This is a genomic window from Actinomadura sp. 6N118, from assembly GCF_044326415.1.
GTDB lineage: Bacteria > Actinomycetota > Actinomycetes > Streptosporangiales > Streptosporangiaceae > Spirillospora.
Genome location: NZ_JBIRAZ010000005.1, coordinates 1 through 17,812, shown reverse-complemented (window position 1 = coordinate 17,812; position 17,812 = coordinate 1). Strand labels below are relative to the sequence as shown.

Genomic DNA, 17,812 nt, shown 5'->3' with positions numbered 1-17,812 from the left:
CGCCGACAGGAACCGCCGTCATCGACCACAAGGAGCGCCTCTGATGCGACGCACCATGCCGGGGCGCCGCTTGTTGCTGGGAATCGCGGGCTTGGCGACGCTCGCCCTGCTCGCCGCGGTACCGGCGGTGCCTGTACTCGCCACTCCCGCAGAACCGTCCGCCCCCCAAACGAGACGGGTCATCAACGACATCCACGCCGACCTGCTGGACCCGGTGTACGAAGGCGGCGCTCTACGGGTGCGCACCCGTATCGGCACCACCGGTTCCTTTGAGTTCGCGGACCCGGGCAACGTGGTCGTCCAGCTCAAGGACAACGCCGATTCCAAGCTGTCGGTCCCGGAGGCACCGGACTACGCCTTCCTCGGTGCGCCGGGAAACCCGGTGTGGGTAGCGCCCGAGCTCGAGACCCCGGGTCTGATCTGGCCTGGCTGGTCCACGGAGAACCTGCCGCATGACATTTTCGAGTTCGGGGCCCGCACGGTCGAGGTCACGTTGACGGAATTCACCGGGCCAGGGCGGCTGGAAGTCTTCAACATCGACGGGACTGGTCTCCCGGTGCGGCTCTTCAGCTCGGCGGACGCCCAGTACAAGACCTTCAAGGAGTCCGTCGGCACGCACCACCATGTGAACTGGGCGTTCACCGCTCTGGGTGCCTACTCGCTGACGTTCGAGGTGGCGGCGACCGACAAGAACGGCACCAGGCACGTCGCCGCCCCGGTGACGCTGAACTGGTACGTGGGCGGCACGACCGCGGGTGACGTGCCCCCCGAACTGGTCACCCCCACCCCGACGACAACCCCGACGGTCACTCCGACCATTACTCCGACGGTGACCCCCACGACAACCCCGACGGTCACGCCGACGACCACGCCCACGACCACGCCGACACGTAGCCCGACGCCTGGACCGCAGCCGTCAACGCCGGCGCCCCCTCGCCCGAGTACCAGTCCCTCGGCCACTCGGTCGCCGGGCGGCGGAGGTGGTGGTTCTGGAGGTGGGGGCGGTGCGAACGCCTTGGGGAGCGCGAAGTGCGTGCCCCCGACGCCATCCGGCTCAGGTGGCGATGGTGACGGTGACGGTGACGGGAGCCCTTCGACCGAGAAGGTGGTGTTGGACGACGGTCACGTCGACTACGCCGCCCGCGTTGTGGGCGGCGGGTTGCAGTCGGCGGTGAAGGACGGCACGCAGGCCGGCCGGACGACGTGGCGGGAGCCCTCCGCGGTGGTGTTCCACCTCAAGGCGGAGGCTGCCACGCAGGTGCCGGCGGGGTTTGGTTTCCTGGGCAGCCCGGGGTCGAGGATCTGGCAGATCCCGCAGACCCAGAAGGCGGGCGTCCCCTGGCTCGGTTGGAACACCGAGGAGCTGCGAAGTTACCAGGTCAAGGGCGACATCTCCTGGTCGCTGGACAAGGTGGAGGGCCCGGGGACCTTGGCCGTCTATGAGTACAGCACGTTCGGCCAACCGAGGATCATTTTCAACAGCGGGGACGGGATGCCCGATGCCTACGGCATCCGGCTGGGCACGCACGCGCACGGCAACTGGGCCTTCACCAAGGAAGGTATCTACAAGGCGACCTTCACCCACACGGCGACGCTGGCCTCGGGCGCCAAGTCCAGTGACACCGAGGTGGTCACGTTCGCGGTCGGCAACGTGGACCCCAGATCGGCGCAGGCATCGGGAGCCACGCCGCAATCGGCCGGGCTGCGGCCTCTGACGGCCCAGAGCACCGCGTCGAGCACGCCAATGAGCGCGGCATCGAGCACGCCGACGAGCACGGCCACCACGAGTACCTCGCCGAGCCCGTCGCCGAGCAGGGCGGTGAGCAGCCCCAACGCCTGCCGCACGGGCAAGCTGCCGTTCACCGGATCAGCGCTCCTGGTCCCGGCCGGGTTGGGCGCGGCCCTGCTGGCGGCGGGCGGGACAACAGTCGGCCTCACCTTCGTCCGGCGCCGCCGGACCGGCACGCCGACCGATGTGTGACGTGATCATTCCCGGCGGAGAGGTAGGAAGCCCCATGCATGTCCTTCACCGGACCGCACGAGCGAGCGCGGCGATGGTGGCCCTGATCGTGCTGGCGTCGGGCTGCGCGGGTGGCCCCGATCGGGCCGGTGGCGGAGCGCTCGGGGTGGTCACGACCACCGAGATCCTGGCCGACCTGGTCAAGAATGTGGGCGGTGACCGGGTACGCGTCGACTCGATCGTGCCCCCGGGCGGCGACCCGCACTCCTACGAGCCGGCGCCCGCCGACGCGGCCAAGGTGTCGAAGGCGGACGCGACGTTCACCAACCACCTGCTGCTCGAAGAACACTCGCTGATCAAGACCATCGACTCCAACGTCCGCAAGGGCGTGCCGAACGTGTCGCTGGCCGAGGCCGCCGAATCCTACGGCGCCAATGTCATCCCGTTGGTGGAGAACATCGGCCTCGACGTCATCTGGCTCGGCCTGGCGGTGCGCGGCGAGGGTACCGGGCGGGGGGCGACGCGGTCGTCGGACGTTGAGCTGGCGGCGACCGACCTGGACGGGCCAGGGGAACTGGCGGTCTACCTCACCGAGGCGCTCGGCCAGCCCAAGGTGTACTTCAACTCCGCCGACGGGCTGGACGGCAAGGACGTCGTCGCGTTGCCGCCCGCCGCGCACACACACGTCAACTGGGCATTCTCCAAGCCCGGCGTCTACCGGCTGACCCTGGAAGCCAAACTGCGCAACGCCAACACAGCACCGGTCCCCATGGGCAAGGGCACGTTCACCTTCGCAGTAGGCGTGGATCCCCGCACGATCGGCGGAGCCGACAAGGCGACGATCCTCGACGACGGGCACACCGACCTGGCGGTCGACGTGGACGCTGGGGAACTGTATGCCTGGACCGACATCGGACGGCCCGGCGCGCGATCCCCCGGAGGCGCCACCACGGCTCAGCGCAAGGTGCCCATCAAGGACGTCATCATCGACGTGCCGAACCGGGCCCTGGAGAAGGTCCCTGACGATCGCGCGTTCTCGTTCCTGGGCAAGCCCGGTACCCCAGTCCACCAGCTGCCGCAGGCGGTGATCGGCAAGCACGTGCACGGCGAGATCGACCCGCACCTGTGGGAGGACGTCCGCAACGCCAAAGCCTACGTGCAGCTCATCCGCGACACGCTTCGCAAACGCGACCCCTACCACGCCGCCGACTACGACAGGAACACCCGCGCCTACCTGGCCGACCTCGACAAGCTCGATGCCTTCGTCCGCGCACAAGTCGCGCAGATCCCGGCCGATCGGCGGCAGCTCATCACCACCCACGACGCCTTCGGCTACCTCGCCCAGGCGTACTCCATGACCGTCGCCGGGTTCGTCGTGCCCAACCCCGCCCAAGAGCCGAGCGCCGAGCAGGTCGCCAAGCTCACCCAGACCATCCGCAACCTGCGCGTCCCCGCGGTCTTCATGGAACCAGGCCTCGCACGGCGCTCGGCGGTGCTCACCCAGGTGGCCAAAGACCAGAGCGTCAAAGTCTGCAAGCTATACGGCGACGCCTTCGACGACGCCGCCCGCAACTACGTCGCCATGATGCGGCACAACGCCACCGAACTGCGCAAATGCCTGGGAGACGCCTGATGCCCAATCTGAGGTCCAGGACGGCCGCCGTCTGGACCAGCCTGCTCACGGCGCTCGCCGGCGCCGTCATGTCCTTCTTGCCAGCGGCGCACGCGGCGGCGCAGGTCACGCCGTCGCCCTCCCCCTCGGTCCAGGCCGGGGAACCGACGGTCACCGGACGGACGGTGATCGCAGACGGGCACGTCGACATCGGGCCGCGCTTCCTCGACGGCAAGTGGACCGTGCAGGTCCGCGACGACACCGTACGCCCGCCGGTGTGGCGGAACGTGGAGGACGTCGTCCTGCACACCGTGGACGCAGCCAAGGTCAAGGTCCCCGAAGGCAGCCAGTTCTCCTTCCTCGGCAAGCCGGGAACCCAGGTGTGGGTCCTGCCGCAGGTGCAGCAGCAAGGCGTGCTCTGGCCGGGCTGGAACACCCAGGACCCGCAGGTCGCCTCCACTATCAACCGCGAGGTGACCTGGTCGTTGCGCGGGGTCACCGGCCCTGGGCGCTTCGCGTTGTTCGTCAACGGCGACTTCGGGGCTCCGAAGGTCCTTTTTGACGGTTCGCGGTCCTATCCACAGCAGATGGGCATCGATCTGAACACCCACGCGCACGGCAACTGGGTGTTCTCAGCGCCGGGCACCTACCTGTTGGACATCGACATCAGCGGACGGACGCTGGACGGCAGGCAGGTCAACGACCGACGCCTGCTGCGCATCTTCGTCGGCGCAGGATCTCCCGACGCGGCGTTCAACGTTGCGGCGCCGGCGGGTTTCGTCGCCGGAGGTACGACGCCCGGTACTGGAGGCACCGAATCCGGCCAGGGCTTCCCCGGGTGGGCCTGGCTGATCATCGGCGTCGCCGGGGCGGCGGTCGTGATCGCCATCGCCGTCACGGTCATGGTGCGCAGGCCCTCCCGCCGCGCGGCAGCGGCGACCGGAAAGGAGGCCTGAATGCCCCAGACCAACTCGGACCCGACCTCGGAGCTGGCCGCGGCCGATCAGTCCCCGGCCGCACCGGCCCTTGACGTCGAAAACCTAGCCGTGGAACTGGGCGGACGCCGTGTCCTGACCGATGTGCGCATGCGTGTCACCGTCGGTGAGCTCGTGGGACTGATCGGCCCGAACGGCGCCGGCAAGACCACCCTGCTACGCGCCGCCCTAGGCCTGATCTCCACAGTCTCCGGCCGGATCCGGATCGAAGGCGTACCGCCCGCAGTGGCCCGCGGCACCGTCGGCTACGTCCCGCAGCGCCACGAGTTCGCCTGGGACTTCCCGATCTCGGTGGAAAAAGCCGTGATGAGCGGCCGGATCCACCGGCTCGGCCGGTTCCGCCGCGCCGGGCGGGACGACCGGTCCGCCGTCACAGAGGCCCTGGAACGCGTCGACATGGCGGCACTGCGCAGGCGGCCCATCGGGGAACTGTCCGGCGGCCAGCGCCAACGGGTGCTGGTGGCCCGCGCACTGGCGCTGCGGCCACGTCTGCTTCTGCTGGACGAGCCGTTCACCGGCCTGGACGTGCCCACCCAGGAACTGCTCATCGAACTGCTCCAGCGGCTGCGCGAGGACAAGGCGGTACTGATGACCACCCACGACCTGCAAGGTGCGGCCCTCACCTGCGGACGGCTGTGCCTGCTCAACGAGACCGTGATCGCCGACGGGCCACCGTCCGAGCTGCGCGACCCGGCAGTCTGGCTGCGCGCGTTCGGCGGCGCCCGCAACGGCCGCTTCCTAGAGTTCCTGGAGGCATCCGCGTGAGCGCGCTGGCCGACTTCCTGGCCGGGCCCTGGGAGCACGTCTTCATGCGGCGCGCCTTCCTGGTCGCGGCCATGTGCGGCATCGTGTGCGGTGTCATCGGCTGCCACGTCGTGCTGCGCGGCATGGCCTTCATCGGCGACGCGGTGGCCCACTCGGCGTTTCCCGGTGTCGCCGTGGCCTTCGTCTTCCACTGGAACCTCACCCTCGGCGGCGCCGTGGCGGGCCTGCTCACCGCGCTGCTGGTGGCGGTGTTCGCGCAAAACCGGCGACTCAAAGAGGACAGCGTCATCGGGGTCTTCTTCGCCGCCGCGTTCGGCTTGGGCATCGTCATTTTGAGCACCGCCCCCGGCTACAGCGGCTCACTGGAGTCGTTCCTGTTCGGCCAGATCCTCGGCATCAGCGACGCAGACGTCCTCACGGTGGCACTGACCGGGGCCGGGCTACTGCTGCTGGTGCTCCTGCCGCCTGCGCGCGCCTGCTGACCGACAGGCTCGGCGTGATGATGCTCCTCGGCCCAGCACTGGGGGCGGCGGCCTCCCTGATCGGCCTGTACCTCTCCTACACCTACAACCTGGCCTCAGGCGGAATGATCGTGCTCGTCGTAACCGCGATGTTCCTGATCTGCTGGTGCGCGGCCCCACGCCACGGCCTGATCGCCCGCCTGCGCACCACCCGCGGGCGGCATACGACGACGGACGACACACCACCGCGCGAAACCCCCGACCCCGTGGCCATCGGTGGCTGACGATCACGAAGTGACCCGTCTGTGGTGGGAGGATCAGTGACCGACCAGCCATTTACCGTGGTGGTCTGCCGGGCGGGTCCGTGTCGTCCTCACGAGCCTGGTCTGGATTTCATGGCACGGCTGGCCGCCGTCGTCAGGCAATGCCCGCAAGGCGTGCTCGTCCGCACCGGTTGCTTGCTTCGTGCGCCGCGCTGCCAGGCGGGTGCGGCGCACGACAGCGGTGGTTATCTCCTGGTTCAGCCCTGCGACGCCGCTCGGCAGCCGTGCGGTGCGGCGATTCCGATTGGACCGGTGCTCACCCGAGAGGATGCTCAGGCCGTCGAGGATTGGCTGACAGATGGTGATCTGGACGCCGATCGGCTCGATCCCCGGCTTCGCGTCAGGTGGCAGGCCGCCTGACGCGGTGGATCGCACGCTCGACGTCCGGGCGTATTCCACCTGGTTGCCTGCCGGATCGCCCGGTGACCAACGGCGGTCCGGGCTGTCCGGATACCCGGCTCAGAGGCGGGCCCGGGAGGGCAATCGGTGGGCACGTACTCGGCCATCGTGGTGGGCGGCGATCAGCAGGTCGGGTCCCGACCAGCCCAGCGCGGTTACGGGGGAGTCGGTCTGGAGGGTGCGGGCGGGGCGTAGCCGGGATTGGGGCAGGCCGGAGGTCGCGTGCCAGAGGGCGATGGTGCCGTCGTCGTCGCCGCTGGCGAGATGTCCGGCTGAGCCGGGCCGCCAGGCCAGCGCGGTGATGGTCTCGTGTTCCCGCAACGAGCGGGGTGCGGTGCCTGCCGGGCCCTTGCCGGAGAAGTCCCACACGGTCACGTCGGGGGCGCCGTCGGCGGCGAGCCAGGTGCCGGTGTCGTCGAAGGTGAGGCGGGAGACCTTCTCGGGGTATCCGGACATCGTCAGCTCCTCTCCGTCGCGGGTGCGCCAGATGTGGATGGAGGCGTCTTGGTTGCCGCTGCAGATCCACCGGCCGGTGGAGGCGATGGCCAGCGCCAAGTGTGAGCCGATATAGGGATAGGTGGCCACCGCCTTCCGGGTGTGGCGTTCATGGCAGCGCACGGCGCCGTAAGCGGCGACGGCCAGTCGACGCCCGTTGCGCATCCAGGCCACGTCGGTCACGGTGCTGGCGGCGGGCTCGGTTGCCCACAGTTGGTTGCCGTCGGCGTCCAGGACGAGGGTGCGTCTGCCGGAGGCGACTGCGACCCGTTCGTCGCCGGCCCAGGCCGCGGTCGATGACCAGGCGCCGGTTTCGATGGTGATGGCCCGTCCGTCGTCGCGCCGCCATAGGCCGTGGCCGGTCGGGCCGGTGGCCGCCAGGTGCTGGGCGCCGGGGGCCAGGGCCACGCGCAGGAGTCCGCCGGGAAGGTGGAGAACCTCGGCGCCGGTGCCGGTGGCGGCGTCCAGGACCCATGCCGTGTCGGCGGCTCCGGCGACCGCGACCAGGTCGCCTTGTGCGCTGAGGGCGACGGGGGCGTCGTCGACGGTGACGTCCCAGGCGGTGCTGAGGCCGGTGTCGGATGTGGTGGTGCTCATGCGGTGGCTCCGGCGCCGGTCAGGCAGTCGGCGAAACCGCGCTCCAGGGCGTTGCGGTCGAGATTGCGGCCGATGAACACCAGCCGGTTGGTGCGGGCCTCGCCTTCTGCCCACTCGCGGCCGAACTCGCCATCCAGCAGCATGTGCACGCCCTGGAAGACGTACCGCTGGGGCGCGCCGGCGATGGCGAGGATGCCCTTGGAACGGAAGATGTCGGCGCCCTTGGTCCGGAGCAGGTCTCCCAGCCGCTGGTTGAGCCGGTCCTCGTCGAGTTCGCCGGGCAGGTCGATGCCGACCGAGGTGACGGTGGTGTCGTGCTGGTGTTCGGTGTCGGTGAGGAACGCGGGGTCCTCCGCCAGTACCCGGTCGAGGTCGAACGCGCCGACGTCCATGATCTCGCGTAGGTCGATCTTGGCGTGCTGGGCGGGGATGATCTCCACGGCGGTGTTGATCGCGCGGATGCGGGAGACGACCATCGGCGATGGTCGTCTCGTCGGCCAGGTCGGTCTTGTTGAGCACGATGCGGTCGGCGAAGGCGATCTGCTCGACGGCCTCGTTCTCCACGCCTTCGGGCTTGCGCTCGTCAAGGTGCCGCAGAGCGTGGGCGGCGTCGACGAGTGTGACGATGGCGTCCAGGCGCAGCTGGGAGGCGATCTCGTCGTCCATGAAGAAGGTCTGGGCGACGGGGGCGGGGTCGGCCAGGCCGGTGGTCTCGATCAGGATGTGGTCGAAGCGCTCGCGCCTGCGCATGAGCGCGCCGAGGATGCGGATGAGGTCGCCGCGCACGGTGCAGCAGATGCATCCGTTGTTCATCTCGAAGATCTCTTCTTCGGCGTCCAGCACGAGGGCGTCGTCGATGCCGACCTCGCCGAACTCGTTCTCGATGACGGCGATCCGCAGGCCGTGCTGTTCGGTGAGGATGCGGTTGAGCAGGGTGGTCTTGCCCGACCCCAGGAAGCCGGTCAACACGGTGACCGGGACGCGGCCGTCCGCGTCGTCGTCGGCGGTCCCCGCGGCTGGCGGAGCGGAAGCGATGTCGTCCATGGCGGGTCAGTCTCCTTGGGGGGGCGGAGGCGAGCAGGGTGCGCAGGTCGTCCTCGGTGATCTGGTCGGGGGAGCGGTGCAGCGTCCAGCGGTGTGCCGGTCCGTCGCTCGGCAGCACGGCGACGACCGTCTCCAGCGGCGGGCAGCCGGGCTCGGTGCAGGTCAGTTGCTGAATCATCACCGCGGTGTCGTCGTCCAGCCCGAGCAGACGGCGCACGGTCTGCTTCAGCGCGAGCGTCTGCGGCCGTTGCCGTGGTGGACGGGCTCCTAGCGGCATGACGATCCTTCCTCGTGGCCGCCGGGCGTGGCGGGCCGGCAGCCGGCACAGATCCCGGTGAGTTCGACGGTGTGCTCGACCGCGGCGAATCCGGTGGCCTCGGCCACTTGGCCGGCCCACGCCTCCACCGCCTCGGAATCCACCGGCCGGCTGCGGCTGCACGATCGGCAGATCAGATAGTGGCGGTGCCCGTCGGCAGGGCGCGGCCGGTACAGGCGCTCGCCGGTGCCATCACGGACGACGTCGGCTTGGCCGTACGCCTCCAGCTCCCGCAGTACGCGGTAAACGGTCGTCAGCCCCACGCGAATCCCATCGGCGCCCATCAGAGCGTGCAACTGCTGAGCCGAGACGAAGTCCTGACACTCCGCCAGGACGTGAAGGACCGCGATCCGCTGCCGCGTCCTCCACCGGTCCGGCAAGGCACGCACCAGTTCCTCAGCCCTCCCACAGCTCACGGCACACCCCCAACTGGACATCGGCACTCGGCCAGATCACACCATAGGCGAAAACGATTACCATTTCCAAAGCTGCAGTGGAGAGCTGGAGGTTGCAAGGAGTGTCCGCTGGCGCCCCCGACGGGGTGTCCGCCGGGGATCACTCCTCGCACATGCGCCTCGCGGAATCGACATCGATCGGCCAATTCATGCATAGATAGCCATGTGTTAATGTGTTTGGGGTGGGAGCGTTCCGCAGCTCCTTCTGGTAGGTGGAGGCCTGTGGTGACGCCCGTGACAAGCGCAGAACCCCTTACGTAACAAGGAGTCCGGCAGTGAGCACCGAGACCGAGCACCGCACGCACAGTGATCACCAGCACGTCCATGGCGAGGGGTGCGGCCATGTGGCGTTCCCGCACAACGATCACCTCGACTACCTGCACGACGGCCACATCCACCGCGTTCACGACGACCGCGTCGACGAATGCGACCTGACCGGCCACGTGACGCACCAGGAACATGAGCACCAGCACGGGCACGGCTGCGGCCATGTCGCCATCCCGCACGGCGACCATGTCGACTACCTGCACGACGGGCACCGCCACGCGGCGCACGACGGGCACTGGGACGACCACTGACCTTTCGCGCCAATGGCGGGGCATCGCCAGTCGAAAAGCCCGCCACCACCCTCGCAAAGAGTGGAAACTCTATTCACATGCTAATATATGCATGTGAATAGAGTTTCCACTTCCGAGGAGCCCTTGCAGGATCTGCATCCTGCCAGTGAGCTACTGAGGGCGTTGGCCTCGCCGGTGCGGCTGGGAATCGTGCGGGAATTGGCCGGGGGCGGCAGGCGCGTCCATGAGCTTGTGGCTGCCCTGGGGGTGAGCCAGCCGCTGGTCTCCCAGCACCTGCGGGTGCTGCGTGCCTCACGGATCGTCATCGCCCGCCGGATGGCCCGCGAGATCGAGTACTCCCTCGTCGACGACCATGTCGCCCACATCGTCCTGGACGCGATCCGGCACGCCGACGAATCCTGATCGGGCCCTCGGCCCGGCAGCCCGCCGGTGTCCGTGGTGTCCGTGGAATCGACACCGCGCCGCGTTCACTCGTGTGGTCGTCGCCGCGTTACCCGGCTCGTCGGGTCCACGATGAAGAAGCCTCCAGCTCGTTCATGACAAAGCTCGGAGTGCCTAGGCCAGCGGTTCGTTGTCTGCTCCAGGTTCGCCACCGGTATCCCGGTCTGGAAGCCGCAGGGGGTGGTCGACTTGCCAAGCTCGGACCTAACCGTCGGCTCCCGGAGGCGCCCGCCGCCGGAGCGTCCTTGAGGAAGGTGACCGTCGTGATCGCCTTGCGCAGGGCAGTGGGGTTCATCCGGGTCGCCCTGCAACCTCTGATTGTCGTCGTCTTGATCATTCATCTGGTGCTCGGCGTCATGAGCGGACTGTTCCTGATTGCTGGAGCCTCGCCGCTCATGCGCTTCTCGCCTTCCTGGGCTGGCGCGCCCTCCCTTCCGGTATAGCCCTGGCGAACCGTCCATCATCCGGATATGGCGACGATAGCCACGACGGCAGCAAGGAGCAGGACGGCGGCGGTGAGAAAGGCGGCCCTCGAACAGGGCCGACGAGGCCAAGAAGAAAGCCGCATTGTCCGCCGCGACCGACCGAATCCGGAAGACACCCAGCCGGATCAGCGGATTCCTGCTCCGCCCTTCGGTCAGCACTAGGCCTACTAGCACCACAATCTCAGGGCCAAGGAAGCCGAGGGTCCGCCCCGATGCCCAACAGTCGGTGGTCCGCGCCAAGCCATAGATCAGGAGTGCGGGAGCCGTCGCACGAGCCAACGCCCCGGCCAGGTCGAAGCCATCTCGATCGGCGCCGTGCGGCGTGCGTATCAGCACATGTGGCGCCACCATGAGAACGGACGCGACGACAGGCAGGGTGATCGCAAAGATCCACCGCCACACCAGCGTCTCGCTGATGACCCCACCCAGCGTGAGCCCAATGGCGACGCTGCCCCTTCTGGATGAAGGTCCGCACTGCCAAGGGGCGCGTGCCCGACGAGCAGCAGAAAGCCGCTGACAGGGGCCACTGGGAATTCCAGAACGGCCAGTTCGTAGGTGACCCTTAGCGACCATCCGCGCAGCGGTGTATGAAAACGATAACCATTATGCTACCGTGTCGGTTCCCTCACCGGGCCCGCTCCCTCCAAGGAGGAACCCATGGCCGCACCGCAGCGGAAGCCAGCGCGCTCTGTACGCCTGGGCGCCATCCAGGAGACGCTGCTGATCCCGCTCTACGGCCGCGCCGTGGAGAGCCGCAAGCCTGAGGCGATGCTGCGCGATCAAGCCGCCGAGCAGATGGTGGCCGCGATTGACTACGACTTCGCCCGCTTCGACGGCGGACCGAGTCTGATCGGCACGGTGCTGCGCACCCACCTGTTCGACCACTGGGTGCGTGCCTTCCTGACCGAACACCCGGACGGCACGGTGGTGGAGATCGGTACCGGGCTCAACACCCGCTACGAGCGCGTCGACAACGGCCGCGCCCACTGGTTCGAGCTTGATCTGCCCGACGTCATCGAGCTGCGGCGCACCTTCTTCGCCGACACCTCGCGTCGGCGCATGCTCGCCGCCTCGGTGCTGGACGGCGGCTGGACCGCCGCGCCGCTGGCCACGGGCGGCCCGTACTTCCTGGCCGCCGAGGCGGTGCTGGCCTACCTGCCCGAAAAAGACGTGCGCCACGCCATCGACCTGCTCGCCGAGCGCTTCCCCGAGGCCTTGCTCGCCCTGGACACCACGGGGCCGGGCATGGTCGAGACCCAAGACAGCCACGACGCCCTCAGCAAGGTCCAGGCGCGGCTCCGATGGAACTGCCCGGACCCGCGGCTGCTCGAAGACTGGCGGCCGGGCAGCCGCCTGCTCGCCTCGCACACCTTCACCACCCTGCCCACCCAGGTGCACGACAGGCTCCCAGCCGAATAGCGCGAGATGATCGCGACCATGGAGCAGCTGCAGCTGCCGCAGGTCGAGGATTACCGGCTGAACCTGCTCCGGCTGGCCTGAACCGCCACCGGCCCGCAGAGTGACCAGGCCGCTCTCGTCGGCGATGACGACGACCGGGCAGCGGTCGTGAACGCCTGGCCTGACCATGCAGATCACCCTCTGTGACAATGGCAGCCAGATATCTCCCCACCAACTGGCTGCGAGCGGGGAATCAGAATCAGAACTGGCCGCCAACAAGCCGCCGAACAGATCTGGGGCGCCCGGGAGACCAGGCATCCCTGGTGGTGAGCGAGGCGGCAAGGTTGCGGAGCCGTTCCCACACATGCGCGGGCGTGGCTGCAGGGGGCACCGGGCGTCAGGCCTTCGGTCTGAGCTATGTCGAAGACCGTGCGCGGAAGGCCGCGACGGGAGAGGATCCTGATGCCGCTCTTGCCGCGGGACACCTGACGGCTGTGTTCTTGCCACTGCTGGTACGACTGCACGTCGGTGGCGTCCGGGTGCTGTGCCCCGATGAGCATGGTGTTCGTGAAACGGAACCGGCCATGGCGTGCCGCCGTGGTCAGCCAGTGTGACCATGGCTGGGCTCCGTCATGTAGCAAGATGATCTCGCGTTCGGCGATTGCGTGAAGCACGGCAATGAGGCGGTCCTGTTAGGAGTCGATGATTAAGAAGACATCTCATTTGGTGAGTTGGCGGTGGCAGATGAGGACGGCGGCGATGCCGACGAAGGCCAGGAAGTGTTCGGGTTTGCGTTCGTAGCGGCGATGTAGGCGGCGGCAGCCGTTCAGCCAGGAGACCGTACGTTCCACCACCCACCGGTGCCGGCCCAGCCGGGCCGAGGACTCGATGCCGCGGCGGGCCATGCGTGGCGTGATGCCACGCCTCCGCAGCCACTGCCGCACATCGGCGAAGTCATAGCCCTTGTCGCCGTGCAGCTTGCCCAGGCGGCGCCGGCGTGGGCCGCGCCGTGAGCGGATTGGCGGGATGCCTTGTACCAGCGGTTGCAGGCCGAGCTTGTCGTGGGTGTTGGCTGCCGAGATTCCGACAGACAATGGCAGTCCGGCACGGTCGACCAGCAGATGGATTTTCGACCCCTTCTTGCCGCGATCGACAGGATTCGGGCCTGTCAGCTCCCCCCTTTACTGGCCCGGACGCTAACCGAGTCGATCGCGCACCGCGACCAGTCCAGCTCACCACGCGCTCCCAGCTCGTCCAGGACCAGCCGGTGCAGCTTGGCCCACACCCGGGCGCGCTCCACTCGGTGAAACGCCGGTGCGCGGTCGGGCCCGACGGGCCACACATTCGACGACGGGCCCGGGAGGACACCGGGGAGCGGCTACCGACTCCAGCGCGGCCGACTCACATCCCCATGTCGGCACTTCGGACAAGTCACTTCCCGGACCCGCCATCACCCAGCCTACGACCGCGGCTCAATACGGCTTCTTGACACAGACATCCCAGGACGTTTCGCGTCAAGTTGCGACCTGCTCGGCGTGGTGAGACCACGCGGTCGCCTTGTCATAGAGAGCGCCGGTCTTGAGGCAGCCGTGCAGGATGCCGACCAGGCGGTTGGCGAGCTGGCGCAGCGCGGCGTTGTGCTCGGCACCGCGGTCACGCTGCTTGTCGTAGTAGGCGCGGGCGCCGGGCGAGGCTCGCAGCGCGGCGAACGCCTGAGCCATGAGCGCGTCCAGGAGCCTGTCGTTATGCACGAACCGCGCGAGGGCGACCTTCTTCTGCGGAGGCCCGGGTGATCGGGCTGGTCCCGGCATAGTTCTTCCTGGCCTTGGCACTGGCATAGCGGCCGTCGGCGTCACCGAACTCGGCGAGCACCCGGGCGCCGATGACCGTCCCGAGGCCGGGCTGGGACAGGACGAGCTCAACGGCTGGGTGGGTCGCAAAATAGGCCTCCACCCGCCCCTGAAGGGCCCTAACCTGCTCGTTAAGCGTGGTAAGGATTGCGACCAGGGCACGGGGGAAGTACTCGCGCAGCACGTGCCGCAGTCGCTGCACCTGACGAGTGCGCTCCCAGATCAACGTCTTGTGCATTCGGGTGACGATCTTAACCGCCTCGCCCTGAGCGCTGTCAGCGGCGCTCGGCCGCAGCTGATGGGAATCGGTACGGACCATATCGGCCAGCACATGCGCGTCCGCCGGATCGCTCTTTGCCCCCGACACGCCATGCCGGTTGCGGTAGGCGGCGGCCTGCAGCGGATTCACCCCGAACACGGTGTATCCCGCCGCGACCAGCGCCCGCACCCACGGGCCACGGTCAGTCTCGATCCCGACCAGCACCTCGACGTCATCGACGCCGTCATCGACGCCGTCGCCGTCGCCGACCTGCATCGCGATCAACGCGTGCAGCCGTGTCATCCCGGCCAGTCCCTCGGGCAGCCGCGCCTTGGCCAGCACCCGGCCAGTCTCGTCCATCACCTCGACGTCGTGATGCGCCTCGGCCCAATCATCGCCAACGAACAACCGCAACGCCTCTCCCATTCTCGAAACACGCCAACCATCAGCAGCCTGCGGGAGAACCATCAGCGACCTAATCGAGCAGTGCTCACGCTTCTGTCGGCGGGCACGACATCCCAGCAGCGATCACTTCTCCCGGCCAACCGGCGAGGGCACGGTCTGTGTCCAGAACTCACGGTTCGGAGAGGAGCAGTGCTCACCCGCCGGCGGCCACCAAGCACCGAGTCTGGATCACGAACGACCCGGCAAGAGCGATTAGAGGGGAGCCATGTCCGGGCGCTGGCGCAAATGAGCTATGAGGTCAACACTACGCACTGTAACCGATCTTGAACGGCCATCGAGCTACACGAGCACCGTCGAAGACGGAGCCCGTTCACGGCTAGCCAGTTGCTTCGCAGCCGAGTTCAGAAGCTTGATCCACCACCATCTTGAAACCCAGAACCTCACCCAAGCCTGGTGCCCCCGTTTGGCCATGATGTTCCGAAACCGGAGCCGACATACTCGCCGCCGACCGGCAGCGCGAGGAGGAACGCAGGCAAGTGAAGCGTCCACCCGTCAGATGGTCAGTCGCGCGTGTGCCCGAGGTGTGCCCGAGCGTCCCGGTACCCCGAGGGAGCAGGCGGGACGAGCCGGGACGCCAGCTCACCGATACCGGTACGAACCGGGAGGAAGTGGGAGAGCAGGTGACCTGCTGGCACGGGTTTGTCGCGGCTTGTAAACAGAAGGTTAGGGGTTCAAGTCCCCTCGCCGACTCCAACGATCAAGCTGTGGCCTGGGCGTTCTTCCCTTCAGACAGGGTGCCCGCGCTGTTTTGCGGGATGCGTGTGCTCGAGGTGTGCCTGAGCATCCTTGTGTCTGGTCTGTCCCTGTTGGTGTTCGGCGGCGCTGGTTGATGACGTCGGCGGCCGCTGTGATGGCTTCGGCCGCAGCTCCGGGAGGATGCTGGTGCAGGTTGTCGGAGGTGATGGCCCGGTCGGAGTGCACGAGGATCTCCTGGACGATCTTGATGTCGATGCTGGCGGCGAGCATGACGGTGGCGGCGCCGTGGCGTAGGTCGTGGAGTCGGATCGGGGGGAGGCTGGCCCGGTCTGTGAGGTCTTTGAAGTGTTCGGAGACCGACTGGTGTGCAGCGGTTCACCGTTGGGTTTGGTGAAGACCAATCCGTGGTCGCCCAGGCGCCCGGTCCGGCCAGGTGCTCTAGGTCCTGCCGTTCGGCCTGTTGGCGGCGGCGGTGAGCCCTGAGGGCGGCGGTGGTCGCGGGGGCGAGGGTGATCTAACGGGGGCCAGCCTCGGTCTTGGGGGCCGACAGCAGCGGCGTCCACTGCCCGCGGGTGATGAGCTGGAGGCCGACGGTGAGCGCACCGGTGTCCAGGTCGAGTCGCTCCAGTGCAGGCTGCGGCCGCTCCACATACAGGTGGCGCGGCGCCGTAACAAACCCCGACAACACAGCCGCCTCCAGTTCGGCCCTGTCCGCCGCGCAGCCGTCCACCAGCCGGTCGGCGATCTGCCGGAGCCGCGGCAGCGCGACCCGGCCGCGCCCACCAGCCATGCCGGATCCTGCGACCGCACCTGCCCAATCAACGCTCGCCACGGCGCATCGCACGGCACCGCTGAACTCGCCAGCCACGCCTGCACCTCATCCAGGCGCAGGCGCGCCGCCGGCAGATCCAGACCCTCGCCAGACAACTTGAGCGGCCCCGGCTCACGGGTCAGCACCCCGAACACATCGGAAACGACGTCCAAGGGAGGAGAGCCCGACCTCGGCCAAGTTCCTCGTCCTGCGCTGAGACAATGCGGCCTCTGCATCAATCAACTGCATGACCCTGATGAAGCAAGAGGCACCTCACACCCAGCCCACAACTCGGACACTCCTCAACGCTGTTGGCTATCAGCAAGACTGCGGCTAACGGGATCAGCGAGTCGGAGAGTCACACTTCGGGCCTTCAGTGGTGTGTTGGGTCGCTGTGAGGCATATCGGCGTAGATGGACATCCGACTCGACACGAGCACCGTGCCCAAGTGGCTGTGCTCATTGCTGGAGGGAACTGGAACATGGCGAGTGGATCTCGGTTCCGCGGTAGCGGTGAGCCGCTGTTGCTCGCGGACCTATCCTCGCCGCCAGCGGTCTTGGATCTCATGACTGCCGCACGTGCTCTTGGACTCGGCCGCACGAAGGCCTACGAGCTGGCTAAGCGCGGCGAGTTCCCGTGCCGCATCATCAAGGTCGGCGACACCTACCGAGTCCCCACCGCGGAGCTCCTCAGCCTGCTCGGCGTGGAGTCACCGATCACGCGAAACTGATCGTCCCCGAGAGGATCTTCGTGCTGATGCCTGGTGCTGGCACGAGCCACCGGTGGTGAACCTGACCAACGCTGGCCTTGCCCACGCCGCCGATAGCGGATGCCGACGCCTGACGGGCCGTGCGGCGCAGTGTCCAATTCTGACGGCGTATCCAGGCCGAAATCCGGTGCCAAATGAGTGCCGGATGATCTACGACCTTGATCCATCCGGTGGCAATCACGGGTCTGACCTGGGGAAACTCTGGAGCGGGCGACGGGAATCGAACCCGCGTAGCCAGTTTGGAAGGCAGGCCGCGGTGGAGCTGCGGGGCGGCATCTGGAGGTTGTCGCGGCTCGAGGGGCTACTCCATGAATGAGTCGAGCCTGCTCTTGAAGTGAACACCCCGGGGGTCCGTGGTGTCGTTTGGGCGTCCGTCTGATGCTGTGTGAACCGTCTAAAGGTTGTGGTGGACGGTCTGGTTCACTAACGAACGGCTAACGGGCGATCAAAAGGCCGGTGCTCCGTCATGGAGAACCGGCCTGTGACCTGCTACTTCTGTGTCGGGACGGCGGTGTGTTCGCTCAGGACATAGGAATGGGGTGTCTCAAGACATCGGAATGAGCGGGCCGTCAGTCTCTGGCGATGTCGATGAGGCGTTTGGTGATCACTGCTGTGGTGGTGGAGGGCCGTTCCCAGGG

At 67.8% G+C, this 17,812-nt stretch carries 17 protein-coding genes and 4 pseudogenes; 11 read left to right on the top strand and 10 right to left on the bottom strand.

Features of this window, described 5'->3' with window-relative positions:
* Positions 1–43 precede the first annotated feature (43 nt).
* Genes ACH34W_RS13660 through ACH34W_RS13635 form a run of 6 tightly spaced genes read left to right on the top strand, consistent with a single transcriptional unit; the run spans position 44 to position 6,077 of the window.
* On the top strand, positions 44–1,981 hold the full coding sequence (locus ACH34W_RS13660; RefSeq protein WP_395961210.1) for a TIGR03773 family transporter-associated surface protein: 1,938 nt from the start codon (positions 44–46) through the stop codon (positions 1,979–1,981).
* A gap of 34 nt (positions 1,982–2,015) precedes the next feature.
* Complete coding sequence (locus ACH34W_RS13655) at positions 2,016–3,593, top strand: anchored repeat ABC transporter, substrate-binding protein (protein ID WP_395961209.1); 1,578 nt, start codon at positions 2,016–2,018, stop codon at positions 3,591–3,593.
* A complete protein-coding gene (locus tag ACH34W_RS13650) occupies positions 3,593–4,528 on the top strand; it encodes a TIGR03773 family transporter-associated surface protein (RefSeq protein ID WP_395961208.1) in 936 nt (311 codons plus the stop codon). Before ACH34W_RS13655 ends, ACH34W_RS13650 begins: the two co-directional genes overlap by 1 nt.
* Positions 4,529–5,332, top strand: a complete 804-nt coding sequence (locus ACH34W_RS13645; protein ID WP_395961207.1) for an anchored repeat-type ABC transporter ATP-binding subunit — start codon at positions 4,529–4,531, stop codon at positions 5,330–5,332.
* Positions 5,329–5,814 carry a metal ABC transporter permease gene (locus ACH34W_RS13640; protein ID WP_395961206.1) on the top strand — a complete coding sequence of 162 codons (486 nt, stop codon included), beginning with the start codon at positions 5,329–5,331 and terminating at the stop codon, positions 5,812–5,814. Before ACH34W_RS13645 ends, ACH34W_RS13640 begins: the two co-directional genes overlap by 4 nt.
* Positions 5,815–5,831: 17 nt before the next feature.
* On the top strand, positions 5,832–6,077 hold the full coding sequence (locus ACH34W_RS13635; RefSeq protein ID WP_395961205.1) for a metal ABC transporter permease: 246 nt from the start codon (positions 5,832–5,834) through the stop codon (positions 6,075–6,077).
* Between the two features lie 33 nt (positions 6,078–6,110).
* On the opposite strand, the gene ACH34W_RS13630 is transcribed toward ACH34W_RS13635, so the two are convergent.
* From ACH34W_RS13630 to ACH34W_RS13610, 5 genes and pseudogenes are all read right to left on the bottom strand, one after another.
* A complete protein-coding gene (locus ACH34W_RS13630) occupies positions 6,111–6,515 on the bottom strand; it encodes a hypothetical protein (protein WP_395961204.1) in 405 nt (134 codons plus the stop codon).
* Between the two features lie 60 nt (positions 6,516–6,575).
* Positions 6,576–7,607 (bottom strand): WD40 repeat domain-containing protein, encoded by a 1,032-nt coding sequence (locus tag ACH34W_RS13625; RefSeq protein WP_395961716.1) that lies wholly within the window; start codon positions 7,605–7,607, stop codon positions 6,576–6,578.
* A complete protein-coding gene (locus ACH34W_RS13620) occupies positions 7,604–8,083 on the bottom strand; it encodes a CobW family GTP-binding protein (RefSeq protein WP_395961203.1) in 480 nt (159 codons plus the stop codon). Before ACH34W_RS13620 ends, ACH34W_RS13625 begins: the two co-directional genes overlap by 4 nt.
* Positions 8,084–8,150: 67 nt before the next feature.
* Positions 8,151–8,651: pseudogene (locus ACH34W_RS13615) on the bottom strand (CobW family GTP-binding protein); the annotation flags it as partial.
* A 267-nt stretch (positions 8,652–8,918) separates the two neighbouring features.
* Positions 8,919–9,383, bottom strand: coding sequence for a Fur family transcriptional regulator (locus ACH34W_RS13610; RefSeq protein WP_395961202.1), 465 nt, complete (start codon positions 9,381–9,383; stop codon positions 8,919–8,921).
* A gap of 314 nt (positions 9,384–9,697) precedes the next feature.
* Between ACH34W_RS13610 and ACH34W_RS13605 the strand changes: the two genes are divergently transcribed.
* From ACH34W_RS13605 to ACH34W_RS13590, 4 genes are all read left to right on the top strand, one after another.
* Entirely contained in the window at positions 9,698–10,000 is a 303-nt protein-coding gene (locus tag ACH34W_RS13605; protein WP_395961201.1) for a hypothetical protein, read from the top strand.
* 93 nt (positions 10,001–10,093) lie between these two features.
* A complete protein-coding gene (locus ACH34W_RS13600; protein ID WP_395961200.1) occupies positions 10,094–10,402 on the top strand; it encodes an ArsR/SmtB family transcription factor in 309 nt (102 codons plus the stop codon).
* A 302-nt stretch (positions 10,403–10,704) separates the two neighbouring features.
* Positions 10,705–10,884, top strand: a complete 180-nt coding sequence (locus tag ACH34W_RS13595; protein ID WP_395961199.1) for a hypothetical protein — start codon at positions 10,705–10,707, stop codon at positions 10,882–10,884.
* 699 nt (positions 10,885–11,583) lie between these two features.
* Positions 11,584–12,345, top strand: coding sequence for a class I SAM-dependent methyltransferase (locus tag ACH34W_RS13590; protein WP_395961198.1), 762 nt, complete (start codon positions 11,584–11,586; stop codon positions 12,343–12,345).
* Positions 12,346–12,518: 173 nt separating this feature from the next.
* Here the strand turns inward: ACH34W_RS13590 and ACH34W_RS13585 are convergent, their stop codons facing one another.
* The 5 genes and pseudogenes from ACH34W_RS13585 to ACH34W_RS13565 all read right to left on the bottom strand — a co-directional run bounded on the left by ACH34W_RS13585 (position 12,519) and on the right by ACH34W_RS13565 (position 16,384).
* Complete coding sequence (locus ACH34W_RS13585; protein WP_395961197.1) at positions 12,519–12,998, bottom strand: ArdC-like ssDNA-binding domain-containing protein; 480 nt, start codon at positions 12,996–12,998, stop codon at positions 12,519–12,521.
* Between the two features lie 45 nt (positions 12,999–13,043).
* Positions 13,044–13,662, bottom strand: a pseudogene (locus ACH34W_RS13580) (IS5 family transposase); the annotation flags it as partial.
* 176 nt (positions 13,663–13,838) lie between these two features.
* Positions 13,839–14,859, bottom strand: a pseudogene (locus ACH34W_RS13575) (IS110 family transposase).
* Positions 14,860–15,561: 702 nt separating this feature from the next.
* Positions 15,562–15,948: pseudogene (locus tag ACH34W_RS13570) on the bottom strand (tyrosine-type recombinase/integrase); the annotation flags it as partial.
* A gap of 160 nt (positions 15,949–16,108) precedes the next feature.
* Positions 16,109–16,384, bottom strand: a complete 276-nt coding sequence (locus ACH34W_RS13565; protein WP_395961196.1) for a hypothetical protein — start codon at positions 16,382–16,384, stop codon at positions 16,109–16,111.
* A gap of 586 nt (positions 16,385–16,970) precedes the next feature.
* Between ACH34W_RS13565 and ACH34W_RS13560 the strand changes: the two genes are divergently transcribed.
* Positions 16,971–17,135 (top strand): helix-turn-helix domain-containing protein, encoded by a 165-nt coding sequence (locus tag ACH34W_RS13560; protein WP_395961195.1) that lies wholly within the window; start codon positions 16,971–16,973, stop codon positions 17,133–17,135.
* The last annotated feature ends 677 nt before the right edge of the window (positions 17,136–17,812 follow it).

Excerpts from the sequence above, each read along its gene's own strand:
- ACH34W_RS13660 (WP_395961210.1), top strand. The coding sequence starts at position 44 with ATGCGACGCACCATGCCGGGGCGCCGCTTGTTGCTGGGAATCGCGGGC.
- ACH34W_RS13655 (WP_395961209.1), top strand. The coding sequence starts at position 2,016 with ATGCATGTCCTTCACCGGACCGCACGAGCGAGCGCGGCGATGGTGGCC.
- ACH34W_RS13650 (WP_395961208.1), top strand. The coding sequence starts at position 3,593 with ATGCCCAATCTGAGGTCCAGGACGGCCGCCGTCTGGACCAGCCTGCTC.
- ACH34W_RS13645 (WP_395961207.1), top strand. The coding sequence starts at position 4,529 with ATGCCCCAGACCAACTCGGACCCGACCTCGGAGCTGGCCGCGGCCGAT.
- ACH34W_RS13635 (WP_395961205.1), top strand. The coding sequence starts at position 5,832 with ATGATGCTCCTCGGCCCAGCACTGGGGGCGGCGGCCTCCCTGATCGGC.
- ACH34W_RS13625 (WP_395961716.1), bottom strand. The coding sequence starts at position 7,607 with ATGAGCACCACCACATCCGACACCGGCCTCAGCACCGCCTGGGACGTC.
- ACH34W_RS13620 (WP_395961203.1), bottom strand. The coding sequence starts at position 8,083 with ATGGTCGTCTCCCGCATCCGCGCGATCAACACCGCCGTGGAGATCATC.
- ACH34W_RS13590 (WP_395961198.1), top strand. The coding sequence starts at position 11,584 with ATGGCCGCACCGCAGCGGAAGCCAGCGCGCTCTGTACGCCTGGGCGCC.
- ACH34W_RS13565 (WP_395961196.1), bottom strand. The coding sequence starts at position 16,384 with ATGGCTGGTGGGCGCGGCCGGGTCGCGCTGCCGCGGCTCCGGCAGATC.
- ACH34W_RS13560 (WP_395961195.1), top strand. The coding sequence starts at position 16,971 with ATGACTGCCGCACGTGCTCTTGGACTCGGCCGCACGAAGGCCTACGAG.